8 protein-coding genes are annotated in these 12,755 nt (G+C 70.3%); 4 read left to right on the top strand and 4 right to left on the bottom strand.

Going from position 1 to position 12,755, the window contains the following annotated elements:
• Positions 1-38: 38 nt before the first annotated feature.
• Positions 39-2,387: a SpoIIE family protein phosphatase gene (locus tag ACIGAQ_RS11575; protein ID WP_399781562.1), complete on the bottom strand. Its 2,349-nt coding sequence runs from the start codon at positions 2,385-2,387 to the stop codon at positions 39-41.
• Positions 2,388-2,579: 192 nt separating this feature from the next.
• On the opposite strand from ACIGAQ_RS11575, the gene ACIGAQ_RS11570 reads away from it, so the two are divergent.
• Entirely contained in the window at positions 2,580-6,605 is a 4,026-nt protein-coding gene (locus ACIGAQ_RS11570) for a HAMP domain-containing protein (RefSeq protein WP_399781559.1), read from the top strand.
• Positions 6,602-7,072 (top strand): response regulator, encoded by a 471-nt coding sequence (locus ACIGAQ_RS11565; protein ID WP_311686836.1) that lies wholly within the window; start codon positions 6,602-6,604, stop codon positions 7,070-7,072. The genes ACIGAQ_RS11570 and ACIGAQ_RS11565 overlap by 4 nt, the downstream gene beginning before the upstream one ends.
• Before the next feature lie 12 nt (positions 7,073-7,084).
• Here the strand turns inward: ACIGAQ_RS11565 and ACIGAQ_RS11560 are convergent, their stop codons facing one another.
• Both ACIGAQ_RS11560 and lepA read right to left on the bottom strand, forming a co-directional pair.
• Positions 7,085-8,959 carry an AMP-dependent synthetase/ligase gene (locus tag ACIGAQ_RS11560; RefSeq protein WP_399781556.1) on the bottom strand — a complete coding sequence of 625 codons (1,875 nt, stop codon included), beginning with the start codon at positions 8,957-8,959 and terminating at the stop codon, positions 7,085-7,087.
• A gap of 274 nt (positions 8,960-9,233) precedes the next feature.
• Positions 9,234-11,102, bottom strand: coding sequence for a translation elongation factor 4 (lepA, locus tag ACIGAQ_RS11555; RefSeq protein ID WP_399781553.1), 1,869 nt, complete (start codon positions 11,100-11,102; stop codon positions 9,234-9,236).
• 238 nt (positions 11,103-11,340) lie between these two features.
• On the opposite strand from lepA, the gene rpsT reads away from it, so the two are divergent.
• A complete protein-coding gene (gene rpsT / locus ACIGAQ_RS11550; RefSeq protein WP_010042013.1) occupies positions 11,341-11,607 on the top strand; it encodes a 30S ribosomal protein S20 in 267 nt (88 codons plus the stop codon).
• Positions 11,608-11,783: 176 nt separating this feature from the next.
• On the opposite strand, the gene ACIGAQ_RS11545 is transcribed toward rpsT, so the two are convergent.
• A complete protein-coding gene (locus ACIGAQ_RS11545; RefSeq protein WP_362274690.1) occupies positions 11,784-12,179 on the bottom strand; it encodes a nuclear transport factor 2 family protein in 396 nt (131 codons plus the stop codon).
• A 99-nt stretch (positions 12,180-12,278) separates the two neighbouring features.
• Here ACIGAQ_RS11545 and ACIGAQ_RS11540 point away from each other — a divergent pair, with 99 nt between their 5' ends.
• Positions 12,279-12,704, top strand: coding sequence for a VOC family protein (locus ACIGAQ_RS11540; protein ID WP_399781548.1), 426 nt, complete (start codon positions 12,279-12,281; stop codon positions 12,702-12,704).
• Positions 12,705-12,755: the final 51 nt, after the last annotated feature.

The following is a 12,755-nucleotide window of genomic DNA, read 5'->3' as shown; positions in this document are numbered from 1 at the left end:
TGTCCAGCACCCGCGCGGTGTCCCGTCCGGGGCGGGGTTCACTCCGCCTGGAGCACCAGCAGCGCCAGATCGTCCGCCGGGGGTCGCGCCCCGAACTCGTGCACGAGCCGCTGGATCCTTTCCGCTATGAGCTCCGCGTCCAGGCCCGCGCACCCGGCCAGCGCCGCCGCGAGCCCGTCCCCGTCGTCGAACTGGCGGGAGCCGGAGCGGCGCTCGGTGACGCCGTCGGTGACGCACAGCAGCGTGTCGCCGGAGCGCAGCTCGAAGGTCTCGCTGGTGTACGTGGCGTCCTCCAGGACGCCCAGCAGGGTCTGCGGCTGCGCGCACGCGTGGACCTCGCCGCCCGCCCCGAGCCGCAGCGGCAGCGGGTGCCCGGCGGAGGCGACGGTGCAGCGGATGCCGCCGTCGAAGGGGATCAGCTCGCCGTAGAGCAGGGACAGGAAGCGCGTCTGGGGGCCGTCGCCGGGCGGGGTCGGCCGTGCGCCCGCCGCCACCAGGGCCCGGGCCGCCGCGTCCGCGGCCTCCGTGGCGTCGTCGAGCAGGAGCTGGTTGAGACGGTCGAGGACGTCGGCCACCCGGTAGCCCTCGCGGGCGAGCAGCCGCAGCCAGGGCCGGGCCAGGCCGATGACGACGGCCGCCTCGGGCCCCTTGCCCTGGACGTCGCCGACGGCGAAGCACCAGCGGCCGTCGCCGGCCGGGAACAGGTCGTAGAAGTCGCCGCTGGGCCCGCCCTTGTCGCAGGGCTCGTAGACGAGGGCGCTGCGCACGCCGGGGATCTCGGCGACGGCCCCGGGCAGCAGGCCGCGCTGCAGGACGGCGCTGATGGTGGCCTGACGGGCGTACTGGCGGGCGGCGCCGATGGCCAGGGCCACCCGGCGGGCGAGGTCCTCGACGAGGCCGGTGATCTCGTCGGGGAAGCCGGCGGTGCCGGACCGCCCGATGACCAGGGTGCCGAGCGGGCGTCCCCCGGCGACCAGCCGGTACGCCAGGGCCGAGCCGGACTCCCCCGGGGCGTCGCCGAGCGCCTCGCCGGGCCACGGGCACACGACGGGCCCGGAGCCCGCGGGGTCGGACGGGGGCGGCGGCTCCTTCTCCAGGGTCCGGCGCAGCTCCTCGATGCGGTTCTCACTGCCGTGCCAGACCCGGGCCAGCCGGGGACCGCCCGCCCCGCCGCTCCAGCCGCCGCCGGTGGCCTCGTCCTCCAGCCAGACGGCGCACCAGTCGGCCAGCCGCGGCACGATCAGCTGTCCGGCGAGGGCGGCGACCAGGTCCTCGTCGAGCTGCCCGGCGAGCAGGTCCGAGGCCTCCGCGAGGAAGGACAGGGCTCCGCGGCCGAGCCAGGAGCCGTCGGGCCCGTCGCGCCCGTCGGGGTTCTCGTACCGGTCCCGCCAGTCCCGCAGGTCACTCCAGTCACGCAGGACGGCCGAGTCACGCGGGTCGGCAGCGTCCTGCCGGTCGGGAGAGTCCCGCCGGTCGGGAGAGTCCCGCCGGTCGGGAGAGTCCCGCCGGTCGGGAGCGTCCGGCCGGACGGGAGAGTCCCGTTGATCGAGAGAGTCCCGCCGGTCGGCCGAACCCCGCCCGTCGGCCGAGCCCCGCCCGTCGGGTGAGTCCCGCTGGTCCGGGAAGTCCCGCGGATCCGGGAAGTCGCGCCGGTCGCCGAAGCCGCGCCGGTCGGGGACGTCGCGCGGACGGGGGGAGTCCCGTACGGCCCCGGCCGTGCCGTCCGCGTCGCCGCGGGGTGGCTCCGGCGCCAGGATCTCGGCCACCCGTAGATCGCGCGCCAGCGCGCGTTCCCCGGCGTACGCCTCGATCTGCTCCCCGGCCGTGCACCCCACGGCGGGCAGCCGCGCCCACACCGTCTTCCGGCCGGTGCGGTACGTGATCCCCCAGGCCTCGCAGAGCGCGCCGACGAGCCGCAGGCCGCGCCCGTACTCCGGGGTGTCGTACGGCGTCTCCGGCTCGCCGCCGCGCGGGGCGCGCGACGGGTGGTGGTCGGAGACCTCGACGACGAGGGCGGCCGTCTCCGGGGCGTCGCCCTCCAGCCGGCACTCCAGCTCGACGTCGGTGCCGGCGTGCACGACGGCGTTGGTGACGAGTTCGCTGACGACGAGCGTGGCGTCGTCGCGGAGGCCGCCGGTCAGGTGCTCGGCGCCGGGCGCGCCGAGCCCGGCCCACTCGGCGAGCGCCTCACGCACCAGGGCGCGGGCGGCTCCCGGCGCGACCGAGCTGCCGGGCAGTGTCGCGTACGCCCGCGCGCGCTCACGCACGGCCGGCGCGGGTTCCTCGAGAACGGGCCCCTCCTGAACGGGCACGGACGTCTCCCCAGCGTGTGCAGGCGCATCTGAGGCACGGGCAGCGGTCTCCCGTTGCATCGGAATGGCCCCCATGGACGGCTCCCCGGGCAGTTCGTACGAATACGCCACAGTCGATGCCGACAGAGTGACAGACTGACCGCGCCCATAAGCGCCGAGTTACCGAAGTGGGCCGCCATGAGTGAGAACCGTGCTACTCCTGTGGTCGAAGACCGGCACGAAGACGGTCAGATTCGTGCATCCGATCTGCGTCCCCTGCTCGCGGCCATGACGGCCGCCCGCGACGGCGACTTCACCAAAGTGCCGGAAACCGGCCACGGCATGGTGGCCGAACTCACCGCGGTCTTCAACCAGATCATGGACCGCAGCGTCCACTTCACCGGCGAGGTGCGGCGGGTCAGACGCGAACTGGTGCGCCACGGCCGCCTCGACGAGCGGCTGTCGGCCAGCCCGGGGCAGGGCCTGTGGACCTCCCGGGTCGACGACGTGAACCAGTTGCTCGACGCCCTGGTCGCCCCGGCGGCGAACGCCACGCGCGTGCTGGACGCGGTGGCCGGCGGCGATCTGACCCAGCGGGTCGATCTGCACGACGGGACCCGGCAGTTGCGCGGCGACCTGCGCCGCATGGGCCGGGCCGTGAACAAGATGGTGGACCAGCTGTCCCTGTTCACCGGCGAGGTGACGCGGGTCGCCCGCGAGGTGGGCACCGAGGGGCGGCTCGGGGGGCGCGCCAAGGTGCAGGGGCTGTCGGGCAGTTGGCGGGACGTGACCGAGGCCGTCAACACGATGGCGTCCCGGTTGACGGCCCAGGTGCGGGACATCGCGGCCGTGACGACGGCGGTGGCGCGCGGCGACCTGACCCGTACGGTCACGGTCGAGGCGACCGGCGAACTGCTGGAACTGAAGCTGACCGTCAACACGATGGTCGACCAGCTCTCCGCCTTCGCCGACGAGGTCACCCGCGTGGCCCGCGAGGTGGGCACGGAGGGCCGGCTCGGCGGCCGGGCGCAGGTGCGGGGCGTCTCCGGCGTCTGGAAGGACCTCACCGACAACGTCAACTTCATGGCGTCGAACCTGACCTCGCAGGTCCGCAACATCGCCCAGGTGACGACGGCCGTCGCCAACGGTGACCTGTCGCAGAAGATCACGGTCGACGCGCAGGGCGAGATCCTGGAGCTGAAGTCCACGATCAACACGATGGTCGACCAGCTCTCCGCCTTCGCCGACGAAGTGACCCGGGTCGCCCGCGAGGTCGGCACCGAGGGCAACCTCGGCGGCCGGGCCCAGGTCCGGGGCGTCTCCGGCGTCTGGAAGGACCTCACCGACAACGTCAACTTCATGGCGGACAACCTCACCTCGCAGGTCCGCAACATCGCGCTCGTGTCCACCGCCGTCGCCCAGGGCGACCTCGGCAAGAAGATCACGGTGGAGGCCAAGGGCGAGATCCTGGAGCTGAAGTCCACGATCAACACGATGGTCGACCAACTCTCCGCCTTCGCCGACGAAGTGACCCGCGTGGCCCGCGAGGTCGGCACCGAGGGCAACCTCGGCGGCCAGGCGCAGGTCCGGGGCGTCTCCGGCGTCTGGAAGGACCTCACCGACAACGTCAACTTCATGGCGCTGAACCTGACCTCGCAGGTCCGCAACATCGCCCAGGTCACCACCGCCGTGGCCAACGGGGATCTGTCGAAGAAGATCACGGTCGACGCCCGGGGCGAGATCCTCGAACTGAAGGACACCGTCAACACGATGGTGGAGCAGCTGCGCGCCTTCGCCGACGAGGTGACGCGGGTGGCCCGCGAGGTCGGCACCGACGGGCGGCTCGGCGGCCGGGCCCAGGTGCTGGGCGTCTCGGGCGTCTGGCGGGACCTCACGGACAACGTCAACTACATGGCCGACAACCTCACCTCGCAGGTGCGCAACATCGCCCAGGTCGCCACGGCCGTGGCCCAGGGCGACCTGTCCCGCAAGATCGACGTGGACGCGCGCGGCGAGATCCTGGAGCTGAAGACCACCATCAACACCATGGTCGACACGCTGTCCTCCTTCTCCTCGGAGGTCACGCGCGTCGCCCGCGAGGTCGGCTCCGAGGGGCGGCTCGGCGGCCAGGCCCGGGTCGAGGGCGTCTACGGCACCTGGAAGCGCCTGACGACGAACGTCAACGAGCTCGCCTCCAACCTCACCACCCAGGTCCGCGCGATCGCCGAGGTCGCCTCGGCCGTGGCCCAGGGCGACATGTCGCGCTCGATCACGGTGGAGACGCAGGGTGAGGTCGCCGAGCTGAAGGACAACATCAACCTGATGGTGGCCAACCTGCGCGAGACCACCCGGGCGAAGGACTGGCTGGAATCCAACCTGGCCCGCCTCGCCGCCCTGATGCAGGGCCACCGCGACCTGATGGAGGTCGCCGACCTGATACTCCGGGAGCTGACCCCGCTGGTGAACGCCCAGTACGGCGCGTTCTACCTGGCCGATCCCGAGGAGGACGGCGCGACGGTCCCCACCAAGGGGCTGGCGTTCATCGCCGGCTACGGCGCCGCCCAGGACGCGACCGTCGAGACCGGCGGACTGCCCGTGCACGGCCTGGTCGCGCAGGCGGCCCGGGAGAAGAAGCGGATCCTGGTGGAGGGCGCCCCGCCCGACTACATCAAGATCAACAGCGGGCTCGGCGAGGCGGCGCCCACGACCATCGTGATCATCCCGATCCTCTTCGAGGACAAGCTCCTCGGCGTCATCGAGCTCGCCTCCTTCTCCCGCTTCTCCGATGTGCACCTGGCCTTCTTCGACCAGTTCGTCAACACCATCGGCGTCGCCATCAACACGATCATCGCCAACTCCCGCACGGAGTCCCTGCTCGGCGAGTCCCAGCGCCTGGCCATGCAGCTCCAGGAGCGCTCGGACGAACTGCAGAAGCAGCAAGGCGAGTTGCAGCGCTCCAACGCCGAACTGGAGGAGAAGGCCGCCCTGCTGGCCACGTCCTCGCAGTACAAGTCGGAGTTCCTGGCGAACATGTCGCACGAGCTGCGCACCCCGCTGAACTCCCTGCTGATCCTCGCCCGGCTGCTCTCCGACAACCCGGACGGGCATCTCTCGGACCAGGAGGTGCAGTTCGCGACGACGATCCACCGCTCGGGCTCGGACCTGCTCCAGCTGATCAACGACATCCTGGACCTGTCGAAGATCGAGGCGGGCCGGATGGACGTACGCCCCAAGCGGCTCCCCCTGATCAAGCTGCTCGACTACGTCCACGCCACCTTCCGCCCGCTCACCCTCGACCGGGGTCTGGCCTTCGAGGTGGCGGTCGGCGAGGACATCCCGCGCGAGATGTACTCGGACGAGCAGCGCCTGCAGCAGATCCTGCGCAACCTGCTCTCCAACGCGATCAAGTTCACCGCGACGGGCAAGGTGGAGCTGCGCGTGCGCCGGGTGCAGGACGCCGAGCGCCGCTGGGCATCCGCCCGCACGAACGACGCCGACAGCGGGGTGGTCCGCGACACCGACGACGTCATCGCGTTCGCCGTGTCCGACACGGGCATCGGCATCGCGCCGGAGAAACTCCCGGTGATATTCGAGGCGTTCCAGCAGGCCGACGGCACCACCAACCGCAAGTACGGCGGCACGGGGCTCGGCCTGTCCATCAGCCGGGAGATCGCGGGCCTGCTCGGCGGCCGGATCGTCGCCGAGAGCGAACCCGGCAAGGGTTCGACGTTCACCCTGTACGTCCCGGTCGTCAGCCCCGGCCACACGGCGCCCGCGCCGGTCCCGGAGGTCCCTGCCGCGTTGCCCCTGCCGCTCCAGCCGTCCGCCGGCCCGTTCCCGGGCGGGTCCGACGCGGACGACGCCTGGCCCGCCCCCACCAAGCTGGAGGCGTGGACGTCCGGCAGGCCGGGCCGGATCCTGTCCGGCCGGCAGGTGCTGATCGTGGACGACGACATCCGCAACGTCTTCGCCCTCACGCACGTCCTGGGCCGGGTCGGCATGAGCGTGCTCTACGCGGAGAACGGCCGCGAGGGCATCGAGACGCTGGAGCGCAGCGCCGACGTCGAACTGGTCCTGATGGACATCATGATGCCGGAGATGGACGGCTACGAGACCATCTCCGCCATCCGCCGCACACCCCGCTGGGCGGACCTGCCGATCGTGGCGCTGACCGCCAAGGCGATGCCCGGTGACCGGGAGAAGTCCATCGCCCGCGGCGCCAACGACTACGTGCCCAAGCCGGTGGACATCGACCGGCTGCTGACGGTCGTGTGCGCACTGCTGGACCCGGACGGCACGGAAGAAGAGGCATGAGCAGCGCGGACACCCACGACGAACGCGCCGGGATCCTCCTGGTCGACGACATGGAGGACAACCTGACCGCCCTGGAGGCCGTTCTCGCCTCCCTCAACGAGCCGCTGGTGCGCGCCCGTTCCGGCGAGGAGGCCATGAAGGCCCTCCTGCGCCGGCCGATCGCGCTGATCCTGCTGGACATCCGCATGCCCGGCATGGACGGCTTCGAGACGGCCGCCCACATCAAACGCCTGACCCAGACCCGGGACGTGCCGATCATCTTCCTGACCGGGGCGGACGACGACTCGGGCTACGCCTTCCGCGGCTACGCCACGGGCGCCGCCGACTACGTGACCAAGCCCTTCGACCCGTGGGTGCTCAGGGCCAAGGTCAGCGTCTTCCTGGACCTCTACCGCAAGGGCAGAGAGGTGGAGCGCCTCAGGGCGGAGGTCCGGGAGCTGCGGCGCCGGGTGGGTGACGTCTCCTAGGGGCGCGGGGACTCACGCCTCGCGCGAGCCCTCGTACATCTCCTCGATCAGGTGCTTGTACTCCCGCTCCACGACGGGCCGCTTCAGCTTCAGGCTCGGCGTGATCTCGCCGTGCTCGACGTCGAGGTCCCGCGGCAGCAGCCGGAACTTCTTGATGGTCTGCCAGCGCTGCAGCCCCTCGTTGAGCTGCTTCACGTACCCGTCGACCATCTCCACGGTCTGCGGCGCCGCGACGATCTCCGCGTACGACTTGCCTTCGAGGCCGTGCTCCTTGGCCCACTCGGTGATGGCGATCTCGTCGAGTGCGATGAGGGCCGTGCAGAAGTTCCGGTCGGCGCCGTGCACGAGGATGTTCGACACGTACGGGCACACCGCCTTGAACTGCCCCTCGACCTCCGCCGGCGCGATGTACTTGCCGCCGGACGTCTTGATGAGGTCCTTCTTGCGGTCGGTGATCCTCAGGTAGCCGTCGGGCGACAGCTCGCCGATGTCACCGGTGTGGAACCAGCCGTCCGGCTCCAGCACCTCGGCGGTCTTCTCGGGCAGCTTGTGGTAGCCCTCCATGATGCCGGGGCCGCGCAGCAGGATCTCGCCGTCGTCGGCGATGCGCACCTCGGTGCCGGGCAGCGGCTTGCCGACCGTGCCCGTGCGGTAGGCCTCGCCCGGGTTGACGAAGGACGCCGCCGAGGACTCGGTGAGGCCGTAGCCCTCCAGGATGTGGATGCCGGCGCCGGCGAAGAAGTAGCCGATCTCGGGCGCGAGGGCGGCCGAGCCGGAGACGCAGGCCCGCAGGTTGCCGCCGAAGGCCTCGCGGATCTTGGCGTACACCAGGGTGTCGGCGACCTTGTGCTTGGCGCTCAGGCCGAACGGCACGGTCGCGGTGCCGGTGCGCCGGAAGTTGTCCTGGGACACCTTGGCGTACTCGCGGGCGACCTCGGCGGCCCACTGGAAGATCTTGTACTTGGCTCCGCCGCCCGCCCGGGCCTTGGCGGCGACGCCGTTGTAGACCTTCTCGAAGATGCGCGGCACGGCCGCCATGTACGTCGGCTGCACCACCGGCAGATTCTCGATGATCTTGTCGACGCGGCCGTCGACGGCGGTGACGTGCCCGACCTCGATCTGGCCGGAGGTCAGCACCTTGCCGAAGACGTGCGCGAGCGGCAGCCACAGGTACTGCACGTCCTCGCCGCTGACCAGCCCCGTCGCGGCGATCGCCTTCGCCATGTACGACCAGTTGTCGTGCGGCAGCCGCACGCCCTTGGGGCGGCCGGTGGTGCCGGAGGTGTAGATGAGGGTGGCGAGCTGGTCCTTGGTGATCGCGCCGACCCGCTCCTTGATCAGGTCGGGATCCTTCTCCAGCCGGGCGGCGCCGCGCTTCTCCAGCTCGTCCAGGGTGAGGATCCAGTCGGCGGTCTCGGCGCCGGCCGCGTCGATCACCACGACATGGGTCAGCTCGGGCAGCTCGGCGCGCTTCTCCTTGGCCTTGGCCAGCTGCTCGGCGTTCTCCGCGATGAGCACCCGGCTCTCGGAGTCCGACAGGATGTACGCCGACTCGTCGGCGTTGGTCTGCGGATACACCGTGGTCGTGGCGGCACCGGCGCACATGATGCCGAGGTCGGCCAGGATCCACTCGACCCGGGTGCTGGAGGCGAGCGCGACCCGCTGCTCGGGCTGCGCGCCCAGCTCGATCAGGCCCGCCGCGATGGCGAAGACCCGTTCGGCGGCCTGCGCCCAGCTCAGCGACTTCCACTCGTCCGGCCCCTGTCCGGACGATGAGGGGACCGGATACCGGTAGGCCTCCGCGTCCGGCGTGGCCGTCACGCGCTCCAGGAAGAGGCCCGCCACGGACGGCGGACGGTTCTCGATCAAAGTCTGTGTGTCGCTCACGACATCCTCCGGGGCCCGCGACAGTGCGGCTGGCTCAGGTGCGGCTGGTGGGCACTCACGAGGCGTCACGAGGCGCAACGCACACCCCGTTGTTTAACTCGTGAGTAACTATCGAGCAGGGATCAGAGTAAAGGCCGACCGGCCCCCGCGTAAGGGTCCGCGGCCTGTCACTTCGTACAGAGAGCTACCCCGTGGACGCGCAGGGCCCGCCGCACTTTCGCACGGCGGGCCCCTGTTCTACCCGGTTTGGGGTGTAACCCACGGTAATCCGTGATTACTTCTTGCCCTTGCCCGATCCCGCGCTGTCATCGCTCGACAGGACCGCGATGAAGGCCTCCTGCGGAACTTCCACGGAACCCACCATCTTCATCCGCTTCTTGCCTTCCTTCTGCTTCTCCAGCAGCTTCCGCTTGCGGGAGATGTCACCGCCGTAGCACTTGGCGAGGACGTCCTTGCGGATGGCGCGGATGGTCTCGCGGGCGATGACCCGGGAGCCGATGGCGGCCTGGACCGGCACCTCGAAGGCCTGCCGCGGGATGAGTTCCTTGAGCTTGGCGACGAGCCGCACGCCGTACGCGTACGCCTGGTCCTGGTGGGTGATCGCCGAGAAGGCGTCCACCTTGTCGCCGTGCAGCAGGATGTCGACCTTGACCAGGCTGGAGGTCTGCTCGCCGGTGGGCTCGTAGTCGAGTGAGGCGTAGCCGCGGGTCTTGGACTTCAGCTGGTCGAAGAAGTCGAAGACGATCTCCGCGAGGGGCAGGGTGTAGCGGATCTCGACCCGGTCCTCGGAGAGGTAGTCCATGCCCAGCAGGGTGCCGCGCCGGGTCTGGCACAGCTCCATGATCGAGCCGATGAACTCGCTCGGCGCCAGGATCGTGGCCCGGACGACCGGCTCGTAGACCTCGGAGATCTTGCCCTCGGGGAACTCGCTCGGGTTGGTGACCGTGTGCTCGCTGCCGTCCTCCATGACCACGCGGTAGACCACGTTCGGCGCGGTGGCGATCAGGTCGAGCCCGAACTCGCGCTCCAGCCGCTCGCGGATCACGTCCAGGTGCAGCAGGCCCAGGAAGCCGACGCGGAAGCCGAAGCCGAGCGCGGCGGAGGTCTCCGGCTCGTAGACCAGCGCGGCGTCGTTGAGCTGGAGCTTGTCCAGGGCCTCGCGCAGCTCGGGGTAGTCCGAGCCGTCCAGCGGATACAGGCCCGAGAAGACCATGGGCTTGGGGTCCTTGTAGCCGCCGAGGGGCTCGGTGGCGCCCTTGGACTGGCTGGTGACGGTGTCACCGACCTTGGACTGGCGGACGTCCTTCACACCGGTGATCAGGTAGCCCACCTCGCCGACGCCGAGGCCGTCGGCGCCGAGCATCTCCGGCGAGTTCGTGCCGATCTCCAGCAGCTCGTGCGTGGCGCCCGTGGACATCATCTTGATGCGCTCGCGCTTGTTGAGCTGCCCGTCGATGACACGGACGTACGTGACCACACCCCGGTAGGAGTCGTAGACGGAGTCGAAGATCATCGCGCGGGCCGGGGCGTCCTTGACGCCGACCGGGGCCGGGACCTGCTCCACGACCTTGTCCAGCAGCGCCTCGACACCGAGCCCGGTCTTGGCGGAGACCTTGAGCACGTCGCCCGGGTCGCACCCGATGAGGTGCGCGAGCTCCTCGGCGAACTTCTCGGGCTGCGCGGCCGGCAGGTCGATCTTGTTCAGCACCGGGATGATCGTGAGGTCGTTCTCCATCGCCAGGTACAGGTTGGCGAGGGTCTGCGCCTCGATGCCCTGGGCGGCGTCGACCAGGAGGATCGTGCCCTCGCAGGCGGCGAGCGACCGCGAGACCTCGTAGGTGAAGTCGACGTGCCCCGGCGTGTCGATCATGTTCAGGATGTGCGTGTTGGTCTTGTCGTGGGTCGGGGCCCACGGCAGACGCACCGCCTGAGACTTGATCGTGATGCCACGCTCGCGCTCGATGTCCATGCGGTCGAGGTACTGGGCGCGCATCTGCCGCTGCTCGACCACTCCGGTCAGCTGGAGCATCCGGTCGGCGAGCGTGGACTTGCCGTGGTCGATGTGCGCGATGATGCAGAAATTGCGGATCAGAGCCGGGTCGGTACGGCTCGGCTCGGGCACGTGGCTGGGGATCGCGGGCACGCAGGGTCCTGATTCTTGAGGCGTCCGCAGTGTCTGCGGTCTCGGGTCGGATCGATACGTAGCCTCCATCGTCCCACGGGTGGGGACCATGGACGGGTTTGGGCCGGGAATGCACCCGCTGGTAGCCTGGGTGGCTGTGTCTCATGCCCTCTCGCAGGAGGCACGACCTCAAGAAATCACCCGGCGCGGATCCGTGCGGCCTCGTACGGCCCGTGCCAGAACCTGAAAAGGCTCATTCGTGGCGAACATCAAGTCCCAGATCAAGCGGATCAAGACCAACGAGAAGGCGCGGCTGCGCAACAAGGCCGTCAAGTCCTCCCTCAAGACCGCGATCCGCAAGGCCCGTGAGGCCGCTGCCGCGGGTGACGTGGAGAAGGCCACCGAGTACCAGCGCGCTGCCGCGCGCCAGCTCGACAAGGCCGTCTCGAAGGGCGTCATCCACAAGAACCAGGCTGCCAACAAGAAGTCGGCGCTGGCTCAGAAGGTCGCCGCGCTCAAGGGCTGACGTTTGATGTGACGCCGGAGGGAATCGAGCGGGCCCTCTCTCATCCGCTCCCGTCCGGCACCCCTCGGATCCGCGCGCGGCCTGCGTTCGCCACGCGGGCGCGGATCCACCAGTTGTGAACCGTAGGCCGGGTCTCCTCCTGTTCCCCATGGGAGGGCGCCCGGCCCTCGGCGTGTTCAGGACCAGAACGCGTTGTTCTCGTCGATGTCCTCGACGCACTCGTCGAGGTCGGTGACCTTGTCGCCCACGATCCGGAAGATGATGCACCCGGTGTCGTCGAGGTGCCTGCCGTTGCGTTCGGCGGTGAAGCGGGTCATGCCGACCGCGTGGCCGCGGCCGTCGACGGCGATGCCGATCAGTTCGGCGCGCATCGTCCCTTCGGTCTCGGCGCCGAGTCGCTCGTACATCTCGATGATCGAGTCGACCCCCTTGAAGTCGCCCGACAACGGGTGGTCTCCGGGCACGTGGTGGGTGGCGTCCCCCGCCATCAAGCCGCGCAGGGTGTCCATGTCTCCGCGCGAGAAGGCCTCGAATCCCTTGCGGACCAGCGCCGCGTGCGGGTGTTCAGCCATGTCCCTCGCCACCTCTCCGTCGTTCGGCGATGTACGGCTGACACTCCCGATTCTCCCTCCGGGCCGCCCTCACGGCACATTCCGGGGCACAGTGGAGAGATGGACGCTGACGACACGGCCGTGCTGGCCGGGGCCCGTGTGGCGACCCGGCTCCCGGCGCAGGACCTGGACCGGGCGCGGCGCTTCTACGCCGACACACTCGGCCTGGAACCGGTCGACGAACGGCCCGGCGGGCTGCTGTACCGGTGCGGCGGCGGAGAGTTCGCGCTGTTCCGGTCGACGGGGGCCTCGCCCGGCACCTTCACGCAGATGGCCTTGGAGGTCGACGACATCGACGGCGTCGTGGCGGAGCTGAAGCGGCGCGGGGTCGTCTTCGAGGAGGTCGACCTGCCCGGCTTCCGCACCGAGGACGGGATCGCCGAGGTCGAGGGGCACTACCCGAGCAAGGGGGCACGGGGTGAACGCGGCGCCTGGTTCCGCGACAGCGAGGGGAACCTGCTGGGGATCGGTCAGCCGCTGTACTGACTCTTCCCGGTGCCGGTCCTCCCGGCCCCGGCCTCCCCGTACCGACCTTCC

This window comes from Streptomyces sp. NPDC085932, from assembly GCF_044540525.1.
Classification (GTDB): domain Bacteria; phylum Actinomycetota; class Actinomycetes; order Streptomycetales; family Streptomycetaceae; genus Streptomyces; species Streptomyces levis.
The sequence above is the reverse complement of the archived record's forward strand: the minus strand, read 5'-3'. Positions and strand labels throughout refer to the sequence as shown.

Bases quoted from the DNA above. Each gene is read 5' to 3' on its own strand.
- ACIGAQ_RS11575 (WP_399781562.1), bottom strand. From the start codon at position 2,387: ATGGGGGCCATTCCGATGCAACGGGAGACCGCTGCCCGTGCCTCAGAT.
- ACIGAQ_RS11570 (WP_399781559.1), top strand. From the start codon at position 2,580: ATGACGGCCGCCCGCGACGGCGACTTCACCAAAGTGCCGGAAACCGGC.
- ACIGAQ_RS11565 (WP_311686836.1), top strand. From the start codon at position 6,602: ATGAGCAGCGCGGACACCCACGACGAACGCGCCGGGATCCTCCTGGTC.
- ACIGAQ_RS11540 (WP_399781548.1), top strand. From the start codon at position 12,279: ATGGACGCTGACGACACGGCCGTGCTGGCCGGGGCCCGTGTGGCGACC.
- ACIGAQ_RS11545 (WP_362274690.1), bottom strand. From the start codon at position 12,179: ATGGCTGAACACCCGCACGCGGCGCTGGTCCGCAAGGGATTCGAGGCC.